Here is a 23549-nt window from a genome sequence, read left to right as displayed (position 1 = left end):
TACCCGAAAATAGTTTAACGGGAACCCATGATCGCTTGATTCTTTTCGCTTTGAGCAGAATCCGCAATTATGCAAGCATTTTAGCCAAATTTTTCCGAACGCGACTTCTTCGGAACATTGACTTCTATCAAGATACTGTTGTCAAATGTTCGGAAACTGTTTTTTCTGACAACGTTCTACAAATTCCAGGTACTCCTGTCCAAAGCGTTTTCGCTCAAACTGAGTGACATGGGATTGTATCTTCTGGGGATCAAATTGGCTGTTGAGTTGCTCAAACGTCTGCACTGCTTCGATTAAAGCGGTCTCGGTTTGAGGAGAAAACAACAACCCCGTTCCTGAGTTCGGATATTGACGAAGATCACGAACGGTTTCGAGCGCTCCTCCTGCTCCATAAGCTATGACGGGAGTTCCACAAGCTTGAGCCTCAATTAAAGCCATTCCTAGATCTTCACAAGCCATATAGACAAATGCTTTAGCCTGTGACATATACTGTTCAACGATTTCATCGGGTTGCCAACCTAACACTTGCACATTTGATTTGGCCATCTCTTTAATTTGATTTAACTGTGGGCCTGTACCAATCACCACCAGTGGACGCCCCAGTTGATTGAAGGCGTTCACGATTAAGGAGATTTTTTTATAGCTCACTAGACGGCAAACGGTTAGATAAAAGTCTTGCTTTTCCGTCTGAAGTTGAAAGCGCTCTAGATCCACAGGAGGATAAATTACTCTAGCGTGTCGTCGATAGCATCGCCAAATCCGCGCCCGCGTATGTTGGGAGTTGGCGATAAAATAGTCTACACGATTGGCAGATAGCACGTCCCACTGGCGTAGCCGATGCAATAAGTACCGGGTGAGCATCCCCTGTGGCCCCCTACCCGCCAAACTGCTTTGTAAATAATCAAAGGTTAAGTCCCAAGCATAGCGCATTGGCGTATGACAATAGCAGATATGCAGTTGGTCAGGACTGGTTAACACGCCTTTAGCAACCGCGTGGGATGAGGATAAAATCACATCATAGGCTCGCAAATCCAATTGTTCGATTGCTAACGGTAGCAAGGGCAGATATTTCTGAACACCATTTTGAGCCAGGGGGAAGTGTTGCAAAAATGTTGTGCCAATCAGACGATTGAATAAGTAACTTTGAGGGTTGCTCGACTCAAAATCAATCAAAGCGTACAGATCTGCATCGATGTGTTTGAGAATTTCTCGCACAACCAGCTCAGATCCGCCTGTTGCTTTCGGGGTTAACCATTCGTGAACGAGAGCGTATTTTAACGGCACGGCTAGGGGACGCTTAAGCTAGAGATCGTATTCATCAATATCTCATAGCGATTACCGTATCGTACAGATCAAGCTACGATGACTGACAAATTTTGCTGCGAAATTTATTACACAGAATACTGTACATTCTGCCCAGATAGTTTAATTGATCTTATGAATCGGTTCAATAATTCTTATCAACACGTCAGTATAACGAGGGTTTAATGCTCGCTAAATTGCTACAATAGCCACAAGTCACTGATTTGGCTCAAACTAAAGTCAGTCGTTGTTTGAGATCATTTAACTACTGTGTAATCCGTTCCAGACCGGGTAAAAATAACAACATTGGGGTGTGATGTTAGTTGAGCAGCTCAACTCATGGGATGACAAATCAGCTCAAAAACAAAATCACAGAGTTTAGCAACAACTCAACTGTATTTATTCTGAAAAAAGTTAATATCGGTTACAATCTTAGATAAAATCACGCATCTACTCGGTTAATTCCTCCAAACCCTAAGCAAAAAAAGTTGACCTGAGTCAATCAGGCTCATGGAACCCAAAAATCGATTAGAGAGGAGACAAAACGCGATGAGATCTCACCTGAGCAATCAGTTAGACATTTCCCAAAAGAAAAGTCTGTTTTTTCTCCTGAATTTTGAATCTTCTTTTTTATAGCTTGGACTTATAAAATATCCAGAATCTTTCTTCATTTGAACTGACTCACAATGTTGAGAGTTCTGATTATACAGTTAGAGAATCAGTAGGGTGTATCTATTTATAAACAAACCACTGAGTTCGACTATCCTCAAACAATCGAACCTAAAAACTAGATAGATAAGCCTTGCCATGATGCTGAATCCAATCCAATCAAATGAAGAATTTTCCTGGGATGTTAATCATTCTTTGTATCAAGAAATCGAACACCTAAGACGTGAAAATACAACCTTGAAAAATTGGCTCGAAACAATGAGTCAGTTTCATCCCGTTTCCGTGAAGCTAGAACCCCCCGATCTCGAGTGGGAAATTGGACAAGTTGATGTAACCATTAACCTCTTTAGCAATCAAATATTAGAAAAAATCGACGATAATTTATCGGCTAAACCCCTAACGCAAAACGATTCACTTGAGCAAACTACAATCAATTTTTTTGACAATAGTCGTCTAGACGTATCTGCTCAATTCACTCGCCCTTTGACAAATGAACAATCCCATCGTCGAATTTTAGCCTTAGAACATCTGCTCCGTCAATACAATCACAACCCAAATAATCTCCATAATATCATTCAAAAAATTACTGAAACCGCAGTCCAGACTCTAGAATCTGTTAAACGCATCAGCCTGTGGTTAACTCCTCAGACTCAACTGACTCCCCATTTCCAATACCCCTTAAATATCAATGTAAATTCCACAAATAAGCTAAAAATAAATAGTTCTGAACAAGTCGCTCACTGCTATTTTACTCTCCTAAAACCCAATGCAATAACTTCCTACAAACAGAATTATTTAGAGAAATCTTCCCTAGAATGGACGGGGGAAAATCTTCAGCCCACAGAAGATTATCTGTTTTTTTCCAACTTGCCAAATGTTGATCTTTCAAAACCTCTCAATGTATTAGATATTCCCATTAAACAGGCTCAATATAAAATTGGATTTCTCAGAGTCGAACGGACAAATTTAACGACTGAATGGACAGACGAAGAACAATCTTTTCTTGAAAGTCTAGCCAACTTAGTTAGTTTAGCTTTAGATCGTTCCAGAAGTCAACACTCGGAAAAACAACTCTCGACTCAAAACGAAAAACTCCAGACTCAATTCGATCAACAAACCGCCCAACTTCAAAAAACCTGTCAAAAACTGCGATCGCAAACTGCTGAATTCCAAAAATTAGAATACGCCTTAAAAGAAGCTCAAAATACCGCTCAAGTAGCGCTCGGAGCAAAAAGAACTTTTCTTGCCAATATTAGCCATGAATTACGCACTCCCATTCACGCGATTATTGGCTATAGTGATCTTCTCTGCGAAGAAGTTCTCGAACAGGGACAACTAAACTGTCTCGAAGATGTTCAAATCATCCGTAAAGAAGGGTATCGCCTACTTCATGTCATTGATAGTATTCTAGACTTAGTTCGCATCGAAACCGGACAGATGTCATTAAATCTAGACATTTTTGATCCGGTTAATGTTATTAAGGGAGTTGTCAAAAGCCTCGTCTCTATTGCTGATAAAAATCGTAATCAACTCAAAATTCACTATGGGCGAGATTTAGGACTCATGCACACTGATCTCGGCAAATTGCAAAAAATCCTACATCACTTATTAGAAAATGCTCTAAAATTCACAGAAGACGGACAAATTCAGCTTACCATTCGTCGCCAAGGTGATTGGATAGAATTCTGTCTGATCGATACTGGAATTGGGATTTCTACTGAACACCAACACTGCTTGTTTGAAGCTTTTACTCAAGCCGATGATTCACTCTGTCGCCGACACGGGGGAACTGGACTCGGATTAACGATTTGTCGCCATCTCTGTAAAATGATGGGAGGTGATATCACGGTTTCTAGTGAATTGGGTCAAGGTTCTATGTTTACGGTTCGTCTGAATGCTCAAGTCGAAAAAGTTGTTCAATATCGCGCGGGTTGACATTTTATCGGCTCTCTAGAAACAAATATTCCTAGTTCACTCCGAGAGTTGTCAGCTTCGTTAAGCTGACTTACTTGAGGGGATTTTTTTGTCAAAATTGATAGAGATCATTCTTTTAGAACAATTGATAAAAATGTATTGGGGGATAACTCTACCTTCGACAGATGGCAAGCTAATCTATTTTCTTCTAGGATTATTAAGTAAGTGAAATTATAAATAAGGTTAGGAGATGATAATGAAACGTTTATTTTCTTATCTTCAAGTGATGAAATTTCGGTTACTAAAGGTATTCGGTTTAATCGCAATATTTGGGCTTTTATTATCAAGCTTGAATGGTTTAAATTCAGCGACAGTTTTGGCAGCTTCTCTCACCCCAGAGGCAGATTACTATCACGTTAATGACGTTAATAATCCGTCTCAACAAGAGCAAGAATTAGATTTAGAAACAAGTGCTAATCAAGCTGAAATTGCTGCGGATAAAATCTATAAAGGGTTAGATAAGACAAAAGATTTTATCGGAAAAACTGAACCAAGAAAACAAGTCATTGAACAAGCAAGAGAACAGGCCAGTAACCGATTAAAACAGCAGTCTGAACGAGCAAAATCTGCTAAAAATCCTGATTCACTCGATCCTAATGAACGAAATTTTCTGAAAAATATTCAGTAAAATTAAATTAGCATTGCAAAATTTCCAGAGAGTAATGATTAATATTGACTAACAAACCTTATTTTTTAAGTTTTTTTTATTCTCAATAAAAAATTGTTAGGGTTGATGGTGAGTCCAGTCTTGAAGGCAGAAGTTAGAAGACAAGAGACAAAAAGTTAGAAATAGTAGTAAATACTGATTACTATCTCCTCATCTCGTCTATACTCCGAGTTTAAAACCCCCTCAATACAATCGCTTGTTTATTGTAAGGACTCTGTAAATATTCCGGATAACTCAGAACTCAAATGTTATCTTGAAGATAGAGAAATCACTCGCATAAGCTTCAACTTCTCCGTTGTTTAAACTCTCTTTATACCAAAGTTTATCAGCTTTGGTCGGGAGTTGCTGTTGCGAGTGAAAGTGTACTATCGTTCAGGATTCGTGATTGATATTCACGGCAAAAAACAGGAGGTCAATGATGCAACTCAATCGATTAAAGTTAGGCTTTTTTCTCACCAGTGTAACCCTACTCAGCCTAACCACATCTAAGGTAATGGCACAAGAATTAGGTTTTTGGGGAGAACAGGCCAAACCCCACTGCATTCAGGACGCTTTACTAAAGCCAGATGTTTCTCAGGAGGAAAATCCCCCAATAATTTTGTTTCATTGTGGTCGAGAAGAATACACAACTCAACCCCCCTTTCGATAAAATCTGCACTCAACACCGAATATGCTTTTCCCTCATCCCTCTCGGTGTGCCTTATCGGTTTTCTTGCTTCTGATCATTAATTCTCCCCGCAAAAAAATCAACCTAAAAATTTTATTAATAAGATTGATATTCATTAAATGTTTTCACACGGCCATCGGGACGAAAAGACAACACTGCAAAAGGTTCTTTAATATTACCCGATTCCATTCCCGGTGAACCGATTGGCATTTGGGGGACAGCCAAACCGGAGATTTGAGGTTTTTCCACCAACAAACGCTTAATATCAGCAGCAGGGACATGACCCTCGATAGCATATCCGTCAATTACCGCAGTATGACAAGAGGTTAACTCATTGGGTACTCCGTATTCCTGTTTAACCGCAGTCACGTCTTCTGTGACGATATCGGTGGTTTGAAAGCCATTGGCTTCGAGGTGTTGGACCCAGGCTTTGCAGCATCCACAGGTTGGACTGCGATGCACGGTAATATTGAGGGGAAGCGCAGAGGATGCTATAGTTTGAGCAGGATTTGTCGCTGGAGAAGAACTGACCCCCTGATTGGCTGATTGACTCCACACTGCAACGGTTATACCTGCAATGATAGCGGTTCCGGCAACGCCAGCTACGAGAGAACGAAGATGTTGTTGAAGCCAATTTTTTGGAGGTTGAGTAGACATAATTTTCTGGAACCTCAAAAATGATGAATTTTAGTTTCTTAGGTATTCTTTCTCTAGAATAGCTTGTAAAATCCTAACTGGAAAAGTAACCTGATCGAATTTTGGTTTAATAATTTAGAGTTTAGAATTAGGATTTGATCATGAATTTACCTGTTTTTGCAGAGGTTCAAAAAGCAACACAACGTCTTCAAGGATATGCTTACCGAACTCCGGTTGTTACTTCTCGAACGGTTAATCAATTAACTGGGGCGGAAGTCTTTTTTAAATGTGAGAATTTTCAACGGACGGGTTCGTTTAAGTTTCGGGGTGCTTTTAACGCTTTGTCTCAACTTTCTGAGGAAGAAAAATCTCGGGGTGTGTTAACGTTTTCTTCGGGAAATCACGCCCAAGCGATCGCTCGTTCTGGTCAGATTTTAGGCATTCCCACAACGATTATTATGCCGTCTGATGCCCCCGTTGTCAAGCAAGCAGCAACACAGGGTTATGGGGCGGAAATTATTCTCTATGAACGTGCGGAAGTTGCCCGAGAAATTTTATGTCAACAAATCGCTACTGAACGAGATTGTACTATTATACCTCCTTATGATCATCGGGATATTATTGCTGGACAAGGAACAACAGCGTTTGAATTTTTAGAAGAAGTGGGAACACTGGATATTTTACTCGTTTGTTGTGGCGGTGGGGGTTTACTTTCCGGTTGTGCAATTGCGACTCGCCAGCTTGCGCCAAATTGTCAAATTATTGGGGTTGAACCGGAAAATGCAGATGATGCAACCCGTTCTTTTAAAACTAAAATATTACAGAAAATAGAGAATCCCAAAACTATAGCAGATGGGGCAAGAACGTCTTATTTAGGGAAGTTAACTTTTCCGTTAATCTTGCAAAATGTTGATCAGATGGTCACGGTTTCAGAGAAAGATATTATTCAAACGATGTTCTTTGTTTGGGAACGAATGAAGTTAGTGATCGAACCAACTGGGGCGTTGGCTGCTGCTGCATTACTTCAAGGGATTATCAAAGCGCCGGGTTCTCGAATTGGGGTTGTAATTAGTGGTGGAAATGTGGATTTAAAACAGATCAGTCAACTTTTTTAAGTTTTCAAAGAAGTGAATCAACTTTATTGAGATTGAGATATATTTTTAAGTGATTCTATCAGTTTCCGAGTATTTACGGAGATAGAGACTATATTGGGTAGCTTTATTTTTAGATAATTACGGCTAAAGTTCCGTACAATTACTGAGGTTATCTGTTTTCATCCTTGCTATTATTTGAATGAGTGAGTTTCAATCAAAGAAAGTTGTTACATCGTTAACTTAAGTAACAATTGTTCAGTTAAACTTATTTATTTTTAAATTTCAGGGAGATTAATATTATGAATTCAACTGATACAAATCCTCAAAAAGTAAAGCAACGCTTACTTCAACTTGCTAAACAAGGAAATCCGAAAGCAATTGTAATGCTTTTAAATCGTTTCTCAAGTCAATCAGAAAATATCTCTACTTTCATAGAAGACACTGCTACTGTTCAAAATAACTATCTAAATCTTAAAGTAGAATCTTCTCTATTTCCCCTAAGTTATTTATCTAAAAAACATATTTATGATGTTTTAAAGCTATTAAAGATAGAATATATTGAATATGTTATCGTTGAACCCAAAATCCAAAAAGATCCCAAAAAACCTTGCAAGGAACGTATTGATTTAACAAAAGAACTAGAAACACACCAATCTGAACCTGAACCTTCTGATTTCCAAAAATTCAAATGGCCTGCTTGGTTTCCTTATCCGAGTTCATGGCTTCGGATGATAGTATTAATATTATGGTTAGTAATTGTAGTGAGAATTTTTGCATTTTGGGGTGTTGTTATTGGGGGAACTGTATCTGTCGTTTCTGATGATCCGTTCCCTCTATTACAAGCTTTAATAATTGGTTTTTTAGGATCGATAATAGTTCTTTCTTGTGTTTATCAAATTATATCTTATCTCGGTCAAATTTCATTCAGGAAGTCATCACTAAAATCCTTTCAATGGTTGCCAACCCCTCTAAATTTATGGCAAGGAATCTATACTCCGATTGTTTTAATATTATCCGTTTTGACTGTGTTTTTAGTTATTTTACCTTTTATTCCCTGGGGAAGTTGTCAAACAGAACTTTTATTTGAAGATAAAAATTGTCATGATCGCATTCAAAATTATTTAGCGAGTCTGGAAGTTCTAGCTACTATTGTTTGGATAACGTCAGGTTTGTATCTGTATCAACTAGAGTATCTGATTCGGACAAGAGTTTCAGCAAAAAAGGTGATCAAGTTTATTGCTTTAGTCTGTTTCTCTTTTATGTCAACGGTTTTGATTTATACAACTGCAACAAATTGGAATTATATTTATGGTGCATTTTCTAATATTGAAAGCCCTTTTTCAATATCAGAATCGTCAGAGGTTTTAGCAAAAAATAAAGGCGTAGAAGCTGTAAAATCACCTGAATTTAAACCTGAAAATGCTGAAGTTGTAACACCTGAAATTCCAGATATAAGCTTTAAGAAAGGCATAGAAAATGCAACGAATGCTTCGTTATTAGTTCAAACTGCAAAATCTAAACCGGAATGGGAATTTGTGGCGATACAATGGCAAAATGCCATAGATTATATGAAACAAGTACAACCCGATGATGTTAACTACAAAGCTGCACAAGAACGGGTTGTACAATATCAGAAAAATCTCGAATATGCTCGTTTAGCTCAAAACCAGGCGAAAGAATAACCCTGATTTTCCCTTAGTCTAAATGGAGAATATCAAACTCAGTCTGACTCCAAACCATTTGGTTATCCAATGCAGATAATACCTTGTTATTCGCCGCAGGAGACTGCAAACAGCGACAGGCTAACTGGGCAACATCTGCGCGATTAATGCTTCCAGAAACGCTATAATTTTCGGTTAAAATACCGTTTCCAGTAGCGGGTTCTGACTTTAATCCACCCGGACGAATAATGGTATAATTAAGACCGCTATCGATTAAATGTTGTTCAGCTTTTTCTTTTTCGACTAACACCGCCCCCAGGGTTTCCAACGCTTGAGGGGGTAAAGCAACGCGACTGTTACCCGAACCGATAGAAGACACTAAAATAAACTTTTGGGTATCCACTTGAACTGCTGCATCAATTAAGTTTTTATTCCCCAAATAATCAGCCCGTTCGCCATCTTTTGGTAAACCACCAATGGTACTAATAACAGCAGAAATAGGTGAACCAGACATCGCTTGTTTGACTGCTTCGGCATCGAGGGCGTCTCCCATGACCACTTCTATTCCCATTGCTTCTAACTCGGGTTTTGTATCAGGCGATCGCAATAAAGCCTTGACTATTTTACCTTGTTCACGTAGACATTTCGCAATTTCTCGACCCACACCTCGGCTAGCGCCTGCGAGAAAAATAGAAGATTGAGAATTCATCGTTTTTGACTCCAATTAAATGTATTGACATGATCAGTTTAATAGGGCAATGGATGAATTGCCCCCTATCCGTTACTCAGGAAATATTTATTATAATTAGTCTTTCTGAGGAATCATCTTTCCTAAACTCAGATCATCTAGGTCTATTCCTTTCGTGCCTTTTTGTTCGAGTTGAATGAGTAACCGAGTCAACTGATACCAAACTAACCCCGCCATCAATACTGTTAACGGAATTGAAAAAGAGTAAGAAAAGAATGCTGAGAAGGTGAAAACCTGTAAACAAGACGCTAAAAACAGGCAAATTCCAACCGCAATTCCACAAAACGGAAGCAACAATTGAAACCCCCGCAAATTGGCTAAAATCCGAGTTGAACGACTGCTAGACCACTCTTTTAAGAGTTGTTTGAGAGTCGTAATAAAAGCAGTACAAGAAGTAATTCCTGCAAATAAACCCACAACTAAAATAACGTAAGGTGGATCAGATATTTCATACATAAGTATTGAACTCCCTAAAGTCAAATTTACAGGATTAGATGTTTTAGATAGTGCGGTCACACAACAGCGGACTTTAACATGATATTACATTATTTTCCCCTGCGTCAGTAACAGGGGATAGTTGTTTTTTAAATCCAAATTCAAAAATTGAGATTTAAAGTAGTATTTTATCACTGGAGTTTAGACTATTTATTGACTTTAAAATCAAATGTCAGAAATTGAATAAGTGTTCAAGTTTTAGTCTAAACTCCAATATTACCAGGGGAAGCGATCGCAGATCGAGGCGGCAGACGATGAACTTTTTTGAAGGGGTTGGGGAATCGTTTCAGGGTATAATGCTTCAGGCTGGCGTACTGAGGCATTACGGAGTAACCTGAAAAAAATGGACGCGATTGAAATTACGGGGTTGCGCTATTACGGATATGTGGGATATTTCCCTGAAGAGCAGGTACTGGGTCAATGGTTTGAAGTGGATTTGACTCTGTGGTTGGATTTATCAGTCGTGGGCCAAAGCGATCGCCTGGAAGATACCTTAAATTATGCAGAAGTGGTGGAACGAGTCCGCCAACTAATTGAAACTTCTAAATATAAGATGATCGAACGCTTGAATACGGCGATTATTGATGCCATTCTTGACATGGAAATGGTACAAAAAGTGCGATCGCGGGTGATTAAATGGCCACCGATTCCCGGTTTTAGAGGTAATGTGGCGATCGAAATGATTCGAGAAAAACAAAACTCTTAATTTTGAGAATTGTCAGAATTTTTACAGAGATTCTATAGTCTATAACCCTGAAACAATGACAACCATAAAACAGACAATAAGTGCGATCGCTCTTGGCAGTAACTTGGGTGACTCTCGTGCTACCCTAGAAGATGCCCTAAAAACGATTGACCAAACTCCCGGCATTACTCTCAAAACCTATTCTAGTTGGTACAAAACGGCACCCATCGGCCCATCACAACCGGATTATCTGAATGGCTGTGCTGTCTTAGAAGTTCAGCTTACCCCCCAAGAATTACTAACAACTTTACTAGCAATTGAAGACAAATTTGGTCGAGTCCGTCAAGAACGTTGGGGTGCGCGAACCTTAGATTTAGATGTACTATTATTTGGCGATTTAATTCTAGAAACTCCCAAATTGCAAATCCCGCACCCCCGGATGACCGAAAGAGCATTTGTTTTAGTTCCACTAGCGGAAATTGCTCCAGATTGGGTCGAACCCGTTTCTGGGAAGGTAATTTCTCAACTGGTGGAAAAAGTAGACAGTTCTGGGGTAAAGTTGAGTTAATTTTTCGACTGATTTAATTTTTCAATCCTTCCCTACATATTAATTAAGTAAATGGATGACTCTATGCTAGAAAAAATTGAACAAGTATTCGTGCATCCTAGTCAATTTCCCGATCGCGTTTACCAAGATTACTTAGCCAGCTTTGCCTTAAAAAAAATTAACCACAAATTTCATTACACCAGCGTCAAGCAAAGCCAAAAGTGGTTAAAAATTCACGAAAAATTTTCTCCCACTAGACAAGATGAAAACTGCATTGATGCCTATGCCCAGTGTTTTCAAAAAACCGCAGAAATCTTAGATAGCGACCCTTCAAACTTAAACTTAAAATTAAATTTAATCGGCTTAGGTTGTGGGGGAGGAGAAAAAGACAAACTCTTGGTTTCCCATATATTTAAGCCTAACAAAGTCTTAACCTATTATCCCGTTGATGTTAGCTTATCTCTGGCGATAATTTCCGCTCAAAAAGTAAGATCAGCTTTTGCTAACTTACCCGTACAACCCTTTGTTTGTGATTTACTTCAGTCTAACGATCTAATATCGATTATTAACGATCGAGCCCCAAATCAAAGGAATATTATTACCTTTTTTGGGATGATTCCTAACTTTTCTCCTGATGAAATTTTGCCAATTTTAAGCAATTTTTTGGCTGCGGGAGATTTATTGCTTTTTAGTGCTAACTTAGCCCCAGGTTCCGACTATCTCCAAGGCATTCAAAAAGTGCTGCCTCAATATGACAACGAATTAACCAAAGAGTGGTTAATTACTGTTTTACTCGATGCTGGAGTTGAACGAGAAGATGGAACGATTCAATTTCAGATAGAAGCGGATAGTCAAAATAAGCAGTTTCAAAGAATTGCTGCTTATTTTAACTTAAAAAAAGATGTGAGTCTCAAATTAGAAGATCGACTCATCGAGTGGAAAAGCGGGGAAAGAATCCGCTTATTTTTCTCCTATCGTTATACGACTCCTACGATCCAAGAAATGCTCAAAAGTTATGGAATTAACGTTTTAGCTTACTGGGAACCAGCAAGTCAAGAGGAAGGGGTTTATCTCTGTCAAAAAGTTTGAGGGTTTGTCAAGACTGAATCTAGTTTCTGTCTGTGTGTTTGGGGAATGTTTGTCGGGGCTGATATACTCAGCAGAGAGCGATCGAACTTAACATCGGGAATAGCAGCAAGAACACCTAAAGATTTACCCTTCTTGAGACGCTGTTCTTTACATTTGGCTAAGGCCATCAAAGTTTCACGCTTTTCCCCAACGCATTCAAATGGTTTCTCAGCGTTTGAGTCAAACAGACGAGTCCATAATTCCTCAAGTTTTTGGAGGCTGAATAAGTCTTTTCCTACCACCTGAATAGCAAAATTATCATCTGTTGCAGCTTCGATTAATGCAAAGGAAAAAGCGCACTTTGGACAGTCACAACACCACCGAGAGGAATCTGGAGCCCACTGTGCTTCATTACATGAAGTAAGGTCATTCAGGATATTTTTGTTCCAAATGGATAGCTGTTGAACTGTCGCTATAGAGTAAACTTCTTGGCAGATGCTAACATATCGAAATGGTAAACCTTTGCGCTCCAAAAAATTGTTAAAACGTTCAACGTAAGCAGTCCCTTTAGCACTTTGGTGATTAACGCTACGTCCTTGATAGGTAGCGTTAGATTCATTGGAGCTTTTATCATTTGCCAAAACCAGAAACTTATGTCCCTGTTGTGCCGCGATCGCCATCATCGCGAACAAAGCATTAGTAATTGTGGGATCGTTGCGAACGCCCTCGTAACCAAAATGTTCGGCGGCTTCTTCTTTGGGGTGAGTAAGTATTTCCCAAAGGTGCGATCGCTCTCTGATGCGATCGAATACTGGAAACTTTTGCTGCCAATTGTCTCCTAGTATGCCCCCTGCATGATGTAGAGTAAAAGTTTCCCCGGGTAGGTTAGCTCTCTGCATCCACTCAAAAGCAAAGGTACTTTCTTTACCTCCACTAACTGCCAGAAGATAAGAATCCCTAACTGATGGAGACCAGTAATTCTCTATGGAACTTGGGGAGGAACTTGGGGAGGAACTTGGGGAGGAACTTGGGGAGGAACTTGGGGAGGAACTTGGGGAAAACTCTATTCGAGGCATTCTATCCCAATCCCATTTTTCCAGATAAAACTTTTGCTGGAGATACCAGTAAATGTCCTCATTCCACCAATCTGATTCCCACGAGAGACAACTATACCAAAAAACTTCCACCGTTTCAGGAGTGCATATTTCACAAAGGCGATAGATTTCAGCCATAGCCATCCCAACTAATACAAATGGATGGGATTGATGGGTATTTTTAAATTCCACTGGAAAGTCAATTTGATAGAAATGTTTCCATCTGTCGATCGCAAAGGGAAAAATAAGTCTAGAGCCTTGCCAATAAGGGGTTTCGGAAGAGATGACCGAGCAAGTGGGTGACTTTCCTTTGGCCATATACTCTATCCGAGACTCATGATATCGACTCTTGAAGTCTGAAAAGCTTGAAGTCATTATTTGTTTCTTTAGAATAAACTCAGAGTGTCTAAAACCGCCTTAATTTTAGGCACCTCATGGGTTCTAAACAAGTCAGTTTTGCCCAAAGCAGCTAACACCGCAAAAAACGGTTCAGCACTTCTGACTTCTTCCCCAAAACATTCAAAAGCATGGGGAAGAGCATGGCAAACGGGAAAACCTAACTTTCTCAGACGAAAAGTCTTTAAAAAAGTTTTCATTTGATAGCGAATGCGGACTGAACTATCTTGAAGATTTTTGTAATAAAAACCCAGTCCTGCATCTACAAAAATTTTTCTGACCCCTAATTTCGTGGCCATCTCTATTTCTTGAGCAAAATAATCGTACATCAGGTTGGTGGGATCTTCCCCAAAATTAAACTCACCAACTTCCCTGACATTATTGCCTTGAACATAACAAATAATGACTCCGGCATCAAACTCAGCGACCGCTTGGTAAATTTCTTTGTTATCTTGGCTTCCAGTTAAATTGATAATATTCGCGCCAACTCGCAAACATTCTCTTGCAACTTCGGGATAATAGGTTTCAATCGAAGTTAAAACCCCTTCTTGGTTGAGCGCTTCAAGCACCGGCAAAATTTTACTTTTTTGTCGAACGTCTTCCACTCGCTCGGCATTGTGTAAACTCGATTCAGCGCCAATATCTACAAAATCAGCCCCTTGAGCTTTTAAGGTAATACCGCGTCGAATCGCTTGTTCGGCACTTAAACAGACACTTTCTCGATACCAAGAATCACTAGAAAGATTCACAACCCCTAAAATTGCGGGTTGGGAATTAAAGTGAAACTCCCGATCGCCTATCGTAAATTCTGCAACTTTAGCGTTTAAGGCATCCTGGTATTGTTCGTGAAGTTCGTAGAGATATTCGAGGTTGAGCATATTGAAATAGTTGGTATATCGAAGTGAATAAAAAGTGAATAAAATTTAATTGGTTGCCCGAACTGGTTATAAATTCCAGCCTCCGGATACTTCTAAGACTTGTCCGGTAATGTAATTAGCCTCGGGGCTGATAAAAAACCAAGTCGCATGGGCAATTTCTGACAAAGTTGCCGGACGTTTTGCGGGTAATTGCGGCAGGGGTTCATTTGAATCTTCGTCATATTCAAATGAATTTTCTGCAATTCCTGGAGACAATACATTGACAGTAATTTTGTCCTTCACCAGTTCTTTAGCTAGAGACTTAGTATATATGATGATACCAGTTTTCGCCACAATATAAGCTGTATTGGTGTTACGAGCAATTAAATTGTGAGCACTAGCGCAAGCAAAATTAACGATGCGTCCCCAACCGGCTGCCTTGAGGTAAGGAATTGCCATTTGCGTCACATAAAAAGTAGAATTCAGATTGGAATCAATGACTCCGATCCACTCATCTGCGGAAATTTGACTCGTAGGTTTCCCTAAGTAATTGCCCACATTATTCACCACAACGGATAAACCTCCCAGTTTTTCCGCTGCTTTTTCTACTAGAGACTGAGCTTGCTCTGGTTTGGTAACATCTGCTTGTAAAGCAACAGATTTTACCCCTTGAGTCATGGCTTCTTGACAAGCTTGTTTAGCGGCATCGTCACTGCGATTATAGTGAAATGCCACATCAAATCCTTTACTGGCTAGATCGAGAGCGATCGCTCTTCCTATTCCACTTGCTGAACCTGTTACGAGTGCTTTTTTGATCATTGTTTTTAAGAACTAGATTTAACCACAAGTAAATTTCAATTTAACACGAACTTGAGTTAAAATCTCAAAGTCTTAAAGGTAATACTGTGGCAAACCTCTAGCAACTCCTATTCAAGTACAAATGTTGAAACTGCCGAAAATTTTCTCGTGCTGTAAAGTAATCCCAAGCAACATAAGAAGACTCTAAATGTCGAGGCCCAGAATTAGCGTCAAAAGCTGTTCTACCATGTAGCACTCGGAAGTTTTGCACCATCCGGCAATTTCCTGCTTCTGAACGGAAATGATATTGATAATCAGGGCTTTTCAAATAACGGAAGAATTGACTATAAGCTTCATAAAATTTTTCCATTTTGTCAAAAGGTATATCCCAATTTTGCTAGAGCCTCACCCACCTGCTAATATCTTGCATCGAACGCTTGAATACGGCGATTATTGATGCCATTCTCGACATGGAAATGGTGCAAAAAGTGCGATCGCGGCTGATTAAATGGCCACCGATTCCCGGTTTTAGAGGTAATGTGGCGATCGAAATGATTCGAGAAAAACAAAACTCTTAATTTTGAGAATTGTCAGAATTTTTACAGAGATTCTATAGTCTATAACCCTGAAACAATGACAACCATAAAACAGACAATAAGTGCGATCGCTCTTGGCAGTAACTTGGGTGACTCTCGTGCTACCCTAGAAAATACCCTAAAAACGATTGACCAAACTCCCGGCATTACTGTCAAAACCTATTCTAGTTGGTACAAAACGGCACCCATCGGCCCATCACAACCGGATTATCTGAATGGCTGTGCTGTCTTAGAAGTTCAGCTTACCCCCCAAGAATTACTAACAACTTTACTAGCAATTGAAGACAAATTTGGTCGAGTCCGTCAAGAACGTTGGGGTGCGCGAACCTTAGATTTAGATGTACTATTATTTGGCGATTTAATTCTAGAAACTCCCAAATTGCAAATCCCGCACCCCCGGATGACCGAAAGAGCATTTGTTTTAGTTCCACTAGCGGAAATTGCTCCAGATTGGGTCGAACCCGTTTCTGGGAAGGTAATTTCTCAACTGGTGGAAAAAGTAGACAGTTCTGGAGTGACTTTATCTATCAATCGGAACTAATCAAACTAATCATCTGATCGCAAATCTTCTTCCACACTTCGTGCTGCAATTGCTCCCTGAGCTACTGCGGTTACAACACATGGGTCTCTATAATTTGTCACATCTCCAGCAGCGTAAACCTGGGGAATTGATGTCCGCAGAAATCTATCAGTGGCAATATACCCACCTTCGGTAAGTTCCAAACAACCGACTTCTCCTCGATCAAATAGTTTAACTATCTCCTCTACATTTGGAGCAAACCCCAGCCGAAAACAAACATAGTTTACTACTAATTCTTGCTCCGGTTTGTTTCCTTCTTTAAAAATAATCTGAATATTATCTCCTTGTACTTTAAATCTCTGGATAACTGCTGGTTTGTGCAGAGTTATTTTACCAGATTCAATTTGTTGAAAAACACCTTTTTCATTCATAGTAAATCCTTTCATTTCTGAGCGAATAAACAGGTGAAGATGTTGAGCAGTATCTGCAAGTATTCTTGCTGTTCCTAGTCCATTGTCACCACCTCCTACAACAGCAACTTTTTGTCCATGAACTATAGGAGTACCACCAGGATTAAAACATACATTTGGTGACAATAATAATTCGTCACTTCCCGGAAGTGATGCTATGGTTTCATATCCTTTATATCTTTGACCTGTAGCAATAACTATAGACTTTGCTGTAATTTGATTTGTCTCAGTGGAAATCTGAAAATTTTCTCCACTTGTAATACTTTTTAACTTAGAATCAAATAGGGTAGGGATAACTTCTAGTTCAATATGTCGAGTAAATTGTTTGGCTAATTCCATTCCAGTGTGTCCGGGCATTCCCAAATACCATGTATTGTGAAATGGACTAATGGTTTGCCCACCTCCAAGTTGTTTGTTTTTTTCAATGATAATGGGCAGAAATCTGAGGTTTTTTAACCACAGAGCGCAGGACATACCAGCAGGCCCGCCACCAATCACGGTAACAACTTTATTCATTTAGTTAAATCTCCTTTTACTGTGGTTTTAATACTTTTTGTTTTAGAGTAAGAAGACATGACTTGTTCCTTTTGAATAAACACATTGGCTAGTACAAGTTTCATCAATTCTAACTGCTACAAGTCCGGGAATTTTATCTTCTAGTTGTTCATAAATCCATTTAGCGATCGCTTCACTGGTAGGATTATTTAAACCTGTAGTTTCATTTAAGTGATAGTGGTCTAAATAATCATCAAGCAGGGGTTTCAGATATTTTTTAATATCTTCATAATCCATAATCATACCCTGTTTTGCACCAGCATCTATCAATTTATTCCCAGAAACATATATAACTCCCCGCCAAGAATGACCGTGCAATCTCGCACATTTACCATCGTGATTAGGTAATTGGTGGGAAGCTTCAAATCTAAATTCTTTGCCTATCATCCAAGTTTCTGAGTTAGATTCAGCTCTTTTAATTTTGGGTATTTCCTCCTGATTTGATGTCATTTTTATTTGCTGTTCAAATAATCAATAATATATATTGTCAATATTGTCAAAAATCGGGATAAAAAATTATAACCACAAACTGCAACCACCAGAAAATTCCAAAATTTGCCCTGTAATATAATCAGAATTAGGGTTGATAAAAAACCCAACTGCATGATTAATTTCTAGCAAAGTTGCTGGTCGTTTGGCAGGTAATTTAGAAATCATTTCTTCTAAATCCCAAGAATTTTCTGCGACTCCAGGCGATACTACATTAACAGTAATTTTCTCTTTAATTAGTTCAAGAGCTAATGACTTAGTATAGATGATCATACCAGTTTTGGCAATTATATAAGCTGTATTAGTTCGCCGTGATACCACATTTTGAGCGTTAGCGCAAGCAAAATTAACTATATTCTAGCCTGTTCCGGTTTAGTAATATCTGCTTGAAGGGCGCTCGCTTTGACTCCGTAAGTAGTTGCTTCCTGACTTGCTTGGTTAGCTGCTTCTGCACTACGATTATAGTGAAATGCCACATCAAATCCTTTGCTAGCTAAGTCGAGAGCGCGCGCCCTACCTATTCCCACTGCTGAACCTGTCACAAGTGCTTTTTTAGCATAGTCTTTAAGAACTAGATATAATCACCAGTCAAGACTATCTTAAAAAGATTTTTCTAGAATTTTTTCAGAATAGAATTCCAATTTTTTGAGCCGTTATAACCATACATATCTTGATAGTAACTATCGATCAAATATTCCTTCTCATGGTTTTGTAACCAGCTTCTTAATTCATCCATTTTCTGTGGACCTTTCTCCATTTCTTCCTGATTTTCCTGAGAATCCCAATTATCAGCCCATACTTCCCACATATATTTATTAGTGTCTTCAACTATTAAATAATCACCTGTTTTAAGACCGTTATTATGAAAATAATCTACCACAGCAACTAGATTAACATGAGCATCTTCTATAATCAACCAAGGATGAGGAAACTGAGCCAAAGTTTCAGGTGAGAAGACTTCTCCTATTTTATTACAGTCACCCTGTAAAAAATGTACCCTAGAATCTGCTTTTGCTTTTTCATCTACCAAAGATATATCGATATCAACCGAATAAATAGAAGCATCTATGCCAAACATATTTAAAATGTCAGCCATCCAAATCGCTCCACCTCCATTCAAAGCACCAATTTCAATAATTGTCTTTGGTTGAAGTTCATAAAATAACATTGGATAAAGAGCAATTTCTGTTACTCCTTTATTTAAAATAATTCCTTTCCAGGTTTGTAAATAACTATTATTTAATAGCGGTGGCCAAGCTAAAAAAGGAATATCGCTTTTATCTTCTCGCTCAGAAATTTTAACAAACCTATTTTCCTGCATAGGTTCTTGTTTATGCTTTGCTTGTTTAACAATATCTTGGTAACTCATTTTCAATTAACCTCCTGAAATAGATTGATACAAATGCTTTAAACGATGAAAATCTTCTCGTCCGACAAAATATTGCAAATCCATATATGCTACTTCTAAATGTCTCATTCCAGAATTTGGATTAAATGCTTTTCTGCCATGTAATACTCGAAAATTTTCTACTAATAAACAATCTCCTGGCTCCAGACGAAACCAATATTGATAAGCCGGATTTTTGAGGTATAAAAAGAATGTTTTATATGCTTCATAAAATTCTTCTACTTGGTCAAATGGAAGTTGGGAACTAAAGTTTTTGTGGGAAAAATATATTCCACTAACTAAACCATCTTGCTCTAGTTCAATTATAGGAGTTGTTCGAGATACATAATATTCCCATTCTTGGTAAAACTGCTCGAATTTAACTGGCACTTTGGTTAAAATTTCAAAGTATTGAGGGTGATGCTGTTGAAAATCTCTGGCAACTTTAAACCCATCTACCAATACCGACTCTCCTCCAGTAGCCAAATTTTCTACACAATATAACAGTTGGACTAAAGGAGGTGTAGACATAAAGGTAATATCAGTATGAGGCGATAACTCGTTACCCTCCGCAGATAGGGATAAATCTTGAGCGTTTGGAATGGCTTTGACTGGAGAGTATCGTCCATATTTGCCTAGATAGTGAGCAGGTCCAATATCAGAGATAAAATTATCTAGGTCTTCATCAGGTAAGTTTTTGACTATAGTAAAGCCTAATGTCAAAAGCTGATTTCTCCAAGTTTGGCTATCTCCAGACTGAGCATTAATCCATTTTGGGAGATGTATATCTACCCAAGCTTTATCCCATAAAATCTTCTCTCTGGAGGGTTTTAGGCCCTGGTCTCCATCATAAGCATGACTCATTAACCAAGAGATAGGAAAGATGCTGCGATGGGGTGGGTCTTCATCCCAGTCAACGATCAATTTTTCATCTGTTAATTCTATATTCAGAGGTTTTGGAGTTGCAGTCACCTCAGAAATGTCATACATTTTCTGAAAAGAAGTAGGATGGTAATATTTAGGACTCAGACAATTATCCCGCAACCAGATATAGTGGAAACGTTTGCCATTTACTGTTACAGAGCGATCGCCTGCTACGATATTTTGTGTTAATTGAGGACTCATAACTAACTCAAGTACAAATGTTTAAATTGCCGAAAATTCGCTTTTGGGATAAACTTCAGAGCATTTTTTGATTCAAATCAAACTCATAGTTTCTAAGACAGCTTTAACTTTAGAAACTTCATGGGTTCTAATGATATCGACTTTTCCTAATGCTGCAAAAACTGCTGCGACTACTTGAGAACTTCTAACTTCTTCTCCAAAAATTTCTAAAGCACTAGGAGCTGATAGAAAAACTGGAAATCCTAATTTTCTCAGACGAAAAGCATTTAATAGAGTTCTAACTTGATACCCGATCCGATTTGATACATTTTTATATTGGTAATAGAAATTTGAATATCCAATCCCTACAGCAGGATCGATAAAAATTTTCTTGACTCCTAGCTTAGTTGCCGTTTCTATTTCCCTGGCAAAAAAATCGTAGAATACATCCATAGGATCTTTTGCTGACTCAAAGTCAAATTCTCCAACATCTCTAGCATCTTTATTTCCTTGGAGGTAACAGATAATGATAGCTGCATCATAATCAGCTACTACTCGATACATTTCTTTGCTATTCTCAGTGCCAGTATAATTGATGACATTTGCACCATTTTTCAAACATTCTCTTGCAACTTCAGGGTAATAAGTTTCAATGGAAGTTAATATCTTTTCTTGACTGAGAGTTTCTATTACTGGCAAAAGCGAACTTGTTTGTTTAAATTCATCAGCTCTCTGTGTGTTTTTGGAACTTGCTTCTGCACCAATATCAATAATATCTGCACCTTGAGCTGTGAGAACTTTACCACGACGAATTGCTTGTTCGGCATTATAACAGATAGAGTGATTCCACCAAGAATCAGTGGAAAGATTGATTATGCCTAAAAGTGCTGTTTGAGTATTAAAGTTAAACTTTTTATTTCCGATAGTAAACTCTTCTACTTGTACATCGTAGTCATCTTTGTGTTTGTCATATATTTCGTAAATATCTGCGAGAGTAAGCATTTTTTTTAACTCCTGTGGTGTATTAACTTTGGCTACATTGTTTCACTTTGTAGAGATTTGATAACTCAGACCCTACAACCGCCATCCTCCTGCTACTTCCATTACTTGTCCTGTGATGTAGTCAGCTTCAGGACTTATAAAAAAACAAACTGCATTGCTAATATCTTGTACAGTAGCAGGCCGTTTAGCTGGCAGAATCGGGATCGTTTCCTCTAAACCAACAGAATTTTCTGCAACTCCGGGAGAAACTACATTAGCAGTAATATTGTCTAAAATCAACTCCTTAGCCAATGATTTAGTATAGATGATAATACCAGTTTTTGCAATTCTATAGGCTGTCTCTACCTCACCTGCTATCGTATGTTGGGCACTGGCGAAGGCCAAGTTAACAATACGTCCCCAACCTGCTGCTTTGAAGTAAGGAATTGTTGCTTGAGTCACATAGAAAGTGGCATTGAGGTTAGAGTCAAGCATTTGATGCCACTCCTCAACAGATATTTCGCTGGTCGGTTTTTCCAAATAGTTACCCACGTTATTAACTACTACCGACAAACCTCCGAGTTTTTCGGCTGCATTTTCTACTAGAGACTGAGCTTGCTCTGGTTTGGTAACATCTGCTTGTAGAGCAATAGATTTTATTCCGTGGGTAGCTGCTTGTTGACTTGCTTGGTTAGCTGCTTCTGCACTGTGGTTATAGTGAAATGCTACATCAAATCCTTTGACCGCTAAGTCAAGAGCGATCGCCCTACCTATTCCACTTGCGGAACCTGTTACGAGTGCTTTTTTGATCATTGTTTTTAAGAACTAGATTTAACCACAAGTAAATTTCAATTTAACACGAACTTGAGTTAAAATCTCAAAGTCTTAAGGGTAATACTGTGGCAAACCTCTAGCAACTCCTATTCAAGTACAAATGTTGAAACTGCCGAAAATTTTCTCGTGCTGTAAAGTAATCCCAAGCAACATAAGAAGACTCTAAATGTCGAGGCCCAGAATTAGCGTCAAAAGCTGTTCTACCATGTAGCACTCGGAAGTTTTGCACCATCCGGCAATTTCCTGCTTCTGAACGGAAATGATATTGATAATCAGGGCTTTTCAAATAACGGAAGAATTGACTATAAGCTTCATAAAATTTTTCCATTTTGTCAAAAGGTATATCCCAATTTTGCTAGAGCCTCACCCACCTGCTAATATCTTGCATCGAACGGTTGAATACCGCGATTATTGATGCCATTCTCGACACCGACAATGAGTGCGATCGCGGGTGACTAAATGGCCACCGATTCCAGGTTTTAGAGGTCAGGTGGCGATCGACATGACTCGCTCCAAAACTGAAGCCGCTTAATGTTGAGGAGAGCCATAATTTTTATAGGGCTACCGTCTATAACGCTGCAAACATGATAACCACAAAACCGACAATGAGTGTGATCGCCCTTGGCATTTTCTAGGGTGACTCTCATGCTACCCTAGAAAATGCCTTGAAAACGATTGACCAAACTTCCGGCATTACCGTCAAATCCCATTCTAGCTGGTACAAAACCGCCCCAGTTGGACCCTCACAACCAGATTATCTTAATGGCTGTGCCATTTTGGAAGTTCAGCTAAACCTTGAAATAATGCGGGAGAAAGTTAGCCATGTCTTTTAAGATATGGACGAATAGCGACGCGGCAGATTTTAATCTGCCATTACTTTCCTTTCTGATTTTCGATGTACTTTTTAATGGTTTCAGTTGAAGCATTCCCGGTCGTCGCACAGAAATAACTGGGAGTCCAAAGAGTCGGTAATTTGAGTAGATGTGGATATTCTTTTCTTAAATGATGTGAGGCTCTTCCTTTAATTCTCTTTATTATTGTTGAGGGCGAAAAAGTTGGGTCAACCTCTAGAAATAAATGAACATGGTCAGGCATAACTTCTAAGGCTATTAATCTCCAGTTGTTTTCCACACAAAGCTCAAAGATTATATCTTGAAGTCTCATTGCCACTTCTCCTACCAATACTTTCTTTCTCCTCTTTGGACAGAAGACAAAATGGTAGTTGAGTAGTGTTACCGAGTGTGGATTTATGCGG

At 38.8% G+C, this 23549-nt stretch carries 28 protein-coding genes and 1 pseudogene; 11 read left to right on the top strand and 18 right to left on the bottom strand.

All coding sequences use genetic code 11. From position 1 onward, the window contains the following. Nucleotides 1-141 precede the first annotated feature (141 nt). Nucleotides 142-1284 (bottom strand): glycosyltransferase, encoded by a 1143-nt coding sequence (locus L8106_RS23655; RefSeq protein ID WP_009787016.1) that lies wholly within the window; start codon nt 1282-1284, stop codon nt 142-144. 825 nt (nt 1285-2109) lie between these two features. On the opposite strand from L8106_RS23655, the gene L8106_RS29925 reads away from it, so the two are divergent. The 3 genes from L8106_RS29925 (at nt 2110) to L8106_RS23640 (ending at nt 5261) form a co-directional block, all read left to right on the top strand. Beyond that, nucleotides 2110-3906, top strand: coding sequence for an ATP-binding protein (locus tag L8106_RS29925; protein ID WP_009787015.1), 1797 nt, complete (start codon nt 2110-2112; stop codon nt 3904-3906). A gap of 235 nt (nt 3907-4141) precedes the next feature. After that, a complete protein-coding gene (locus tag L8106_RS23645; RefSeq protein ID WP_009787014.1) occupies nt 4142-4573 on the top strand; it encodes a hypothetical protein in 432 nt (143 codons plus the stop codon). A 454-nt stretch (nt 4574-5027) separates the two neighbouring features. After that, a complete protein-coding gene (locus L8106_RS23640; protein ID WP_156803805.1) occupies nt 5028-5261 on the top strand; it encodes a hypothetical protein in 234 nt (77 codons plus the stop codon). 114 nt (nt 5262-5375) lie between these two features. Here L8106_RS23640 and L8106_RS23635 read toward each other — a convergent pair whose 3' ends face one another. Continuing rightward, nucleotides 5376-5936 carry a DUF411 domain-containing protein gene (locus tag L8106_RS23635; protein WP_009787012.1) on the bottom strand — a complete coding sequence of 187 codons (561 nt, stop codon included), beginning with the start codon at nt 5934-5936 and terminating at the stop codon, nt 5376-5378. Between the two features lie 140 nt (nt 5937-6076). Between L8106_RS23635 and L8106_RS23630 the strand changes: the two genes are divergently transcribed. Both L8106_RS23630 and L8106_RS23625 read left to right on the top strand, forming a co-directional pair. Beyond that, entirely contained in the window at nt 6077-7030 is a 954-nt protein-coding gene (locus L8106_RS23630; protein ID WP_009787011.1) for a threo-3-hydroxy-L-aspartate ammonia-lyase, read from the top strand. Nucleotides 7031-7308: 278 nt separating this feature from the next. Next, a complete protein-coding gene (locus L8106_RS23625; RefSeq protein WP_009787010.1) occupies nt 7309-8691 on the top strand; it encodes a hypothetical protein in 1383 nt (460 codons plus the stop codon). A gap of 13 nt (nt 8692-8704) precedes the next feature. On the opposite strand, the gene L8106_RS23620 is transcribed toward L8106_RS23625, so the two are convergent. Next, nucleotides 8705-9379 carry an SDR family oxidoreductase gene (locus L8106_RS23620; RefSeq protein ID WP_009787009.1) on the bottom strand — a complete coding sequence of 225 codons (675 nt, stop codon included), beginning with the start codon at nt 9377-9379 and terminating at the stop codon, nt 8705-8707. A 96-nt stretch (nt 9380-9475) separates the two neighbouring features. Next, nucleotides 9476-9874, bottom strand: coding sequence for a hypothetical protein (locus L8106_RS23615; RefSeq protein WP_009787008.1), 399 nt, complete (start codon nt 9872-9874; stop codon nt 9476-9478). Between the two features lie 382 nt (nt 9875-10256). Between L8106_RS23615 and folB the strand changes: the two genes are divergently transcribed. From folB to L8106_RS23600, 3 genes are all read left to right on the top strand, one after another. Next, nucleotides 10257-10619 carry a dihydroneopterin aldolase gene (gene folB / locus L8106_RS23610; RefSeq protein ID WP_009787007.1) on the top strand — a complete coding sequence of 121 codons (363 nt, stop codon included), beginning with the start codon at nt 10257-10259 and terminating at the stop codon, nt 10617-10619. Nucleotides 10620-10674: 55 nt separating this feature from the next. Continuing rightward, a complete protein-coding gene (folK, locus tag L8106_RS23605) occupies nt 10675-11166 on the top strand; it encodes a 2-amino-4-hydroxy-6-hydroxymethyldihydropteridine diphosphokinase (RefSeq protein ID WP_009787006.1) in 492 nt (163 codons plus the stop codon). Nucleotides 11167-11229: 63 nt separating this feature from the next. Continuing rightward, nucleotides 11230-12234 (top strand): L-histidine N(alpha)-methyltransferase, encoded by a 1005-nt coding sequence (locus tag L8106_RS23600; RefSeq protein WP_009787005.1) that lies wholly within the window; start codon nt 11230-11232, stop codon nt 12232-12234. Here the strand turns inward: L8106_RS23600 and L8106_RS23595 are convergent. The 4 genes from L8106_RS23595 to L8106_RS30980 form a co-directional block, all read right to left on the bottom strand. Then, the gene (locus L8106_RS23595; protein ID WP_156803804.1) at nt 12222-13682 is read right to left on the bottom strand and encodes a hypothetical protein; all 1461 of its coding nucleotides are present in this window, start codon (nt 13680-13682) and stop codon (nt 12222-12224) included. The genes L8106_RS23600 and L8106_RS23595 overlap by 13 nt on opposite strands. Before the next feature lie 11 nt (nt 13683-13693). After that, nucleotides 13694-14581 (bottom strand): dihydropteroate synthase, encoded by an 888-nt coding sequence (locus tag L8106_RS23590; protein ID WP_009787003.1) that lies wholly within the window; start codon nt 14579-14581, stop codon nt 13694-13696. Between the two features lie 66 nt (nt 14582-14647). Next, entirely contained in the window at nt 14648-15379 is a 732-nt protein-coding gene (gene tmpR, locus L8106_RS23585) for a bifunctional dihydropteridine reductase/dihydrofolate reductase TmpR (RefSeq protein WP_009787002.1), read from the bottom strand. A 97-nt stretch (nt 15380-15476) separates the two neighbouring features. Continuing rightward, nucleotides 15477-15728 carry a TauD/TfdA family dioxygenase gene (locus L8106_RS30980; RefSeq protein WP_009786991.1) on the bottom strand — a complete coding sequence of 84 codons (252 nt, stop codon included), beginning with the start codon at nt 15726-15728 and terminating at the stop codon, nt 15477-15479. Between the two features lie 67 nt (nt 15729-15795). On the opposite strand from L8106_RS30980, the gene L8106_RS32535 reads away from it, so the two are divergent. Both L8106_RS32535 and folK (L8106_RS23580) read left to right on the top strand, forming a co-directional pair. After that, nucleotides 15796-15936 (top strand): hypothetical protein, encoded by a 141-nt coding sequence (locus L8106_RS32535; RefSeq protein ID WP_198012993.1) that lies wholly within the window; start codon nt 15796-15798, stop codon nt 15934-15936. Nucleotides 15937-15991: 55 nt separating this feature from the next. After that, the gene (gene folK / locus L8106_RS23580; protein WP_009787000.1) at nt 15992-16495 is read left to right on the top strand and encodes a 2-amino-4-hydroxy-6-hydroxymethyldihydropteridine diphosphokinase; all 504 of its coding nucleotides are present in this window, start codon (nt 15992-15994) and stop codon (nt 16493-16495) included. Nucleotides 16496-16500: 5 nt separating this feature from the next. On the opposite strand, the gene L8106_RS23575 is transcribed toward folK (L8106_RS23580), so the two are convergent. The 9 genes from L8106_RS23575 to L8106_RS30975 all read right to left on the bottom strand — a co-directional run bounded on the left by L8106_RS23575 (nt 16501) and on the right by L8106_RS30975 (nt 22622). After that, nucleotides 16501-17460, bottom strand: a complete 960-nt coding sequence (locus tag L8106_RS23575; protein WP_009786999.1) for an NAD(P)/FAD-dependent oxidoreductase — start codon at nt 17458-17460, stop codon at nt 16501-16503. A 42-nt stretch (nt 17461-17502) separates the two neighbouring features. Then, on the bottom strand, nt 17503-17886 hold the full coding sequence (queD, locus tag L8106_RS23570; protein ID WP_039897086.1) for a 6-carboxytetrahydropterin synthase QueD: 384 nt from the start codon (nt 17884-17886) through the stop codon (nt 17503-17505). A gap of 129 nt (nt 17887-18015) precedes the next feature. Then, entirely contained in the window at nt 18016-18309 is a 294-nt protein-coding gene (locus L8106_RS33915) for an SDR family oxidoreductase (RefSeq protein ID WP_232228561.1), read from the bottom strand. A 29-nt stretch (nt 18310-18338) separates the two neighbouring features. Beyond that, complete coding sequence (locus L8106_RS33910) at nt 18339-18530, bottom strand: SDR family NAD(P)-dependent oxidoreductase (protein WP_009786996.1); 192 nt, start codon at nt 18528-18530, stop codon at nt 18339-18341. Nucleotides 18531-18601: 71 nt separating this feature from the next. Then, nucleotides 18602-19357, bottom strand: a complete 756-nt coding sequence (locus L8106_RS23560; RefSeq protein WP_009786995.1) for a CmcI family methyltransferase — start codon at nt 19355-19357, stop codon at nt 18602-18604. Nucleotides 19358-19363: 6 nt separating this feature from the next. After that, a complete protein-coding gene (locus L8106_RS23555; protein WP_009786994.1) occupies nt 19364-20500 on the bottom strand; it encodes a TauD/TfdA family dioxygenase in 1137 nt (378 codons plus the stop codon). Nucleotides 20501-20572: 72 nt separating this feature from the next. Next, on the bottom strand, nt 20573-21481 hold the full coding sequence (locus L8106_RS23550; RefSeq protein WP_009786993.1) for a dihydropteroate synthase: 909 nt from the start codon (nt 21479-21481) through the stop codon (nt 20573-20575). Between the two features lie 72 nt (nt 21482-21553). Then, nucleotides 21554-22273 carry a bifunctional dihydropteridine reductase/dihydrofolate reductase TmpR gene (gene tmpR, locus L8106_RS23545; protein WP_009786992.1) on the bottom strand — a complete coding sequence of 240 codons (720 nt, stop codon included), beginning with the start codon at nt 22271-22273 and terminating at the stop codon, nt 21554-21556. Nucleotides 22274-22370: 97 nt separating this feature from the next. Next, a complete protein-coding gene (locus tag L8106_RS30975; protein WP_009786991.1) occupies nt 22371-22622 on the bottom strand; it encodes a TauD/TfdA family dioxygenase in 252 nt (83 codons plus the stop codon). 319 nt (nt 22623-22941) lie between these two features. Here L8106_RS30975 and L8106_RS30970 point away from each other — a divergent pair. Then, nucleotides 22942-23127, top strand: a pseudogene (locus tag L8106_RS30970) (2-amino-4-hydroxy-6-hydroxymethyldihydropteridine diphosphokinase); the annotation flags it as partial. Nucleotides 23128-23167: 40 nt separating this feature from the next. On the opposite strand, the gene tnpA reads toward L8106_RS30970, so the two are convergent. Further along, on the bottom strand, nt 23168-23545 hold the full coding sequence (tnpA, locus tag L8106_RS23540) for an IS200/IS605 family transposase (RefSeq protein WP_039897085.1): 378 nt from the start codon (nt 23543-23545) through the stop codon (nt 23168-23170). Between the last annotated feature and the right edge of the window lie 4 nt (nt 23546-23549).

Origin of the sequence: Lyngbya sp. PCC 8106 (genome assembly GCF_000169095.1) — a bacterium.
Lineage (GTDB): Bacteria > Cyanobacteriota > Cyanobacteriia > Cyanobacteriales > Microcoleaceae > Capilliphycus.
The sequence above is the reverse complement of the archived record's forward strand: the minus strand, read 5'-3'. Positions and strand labels throughout refer to the sequence as shown.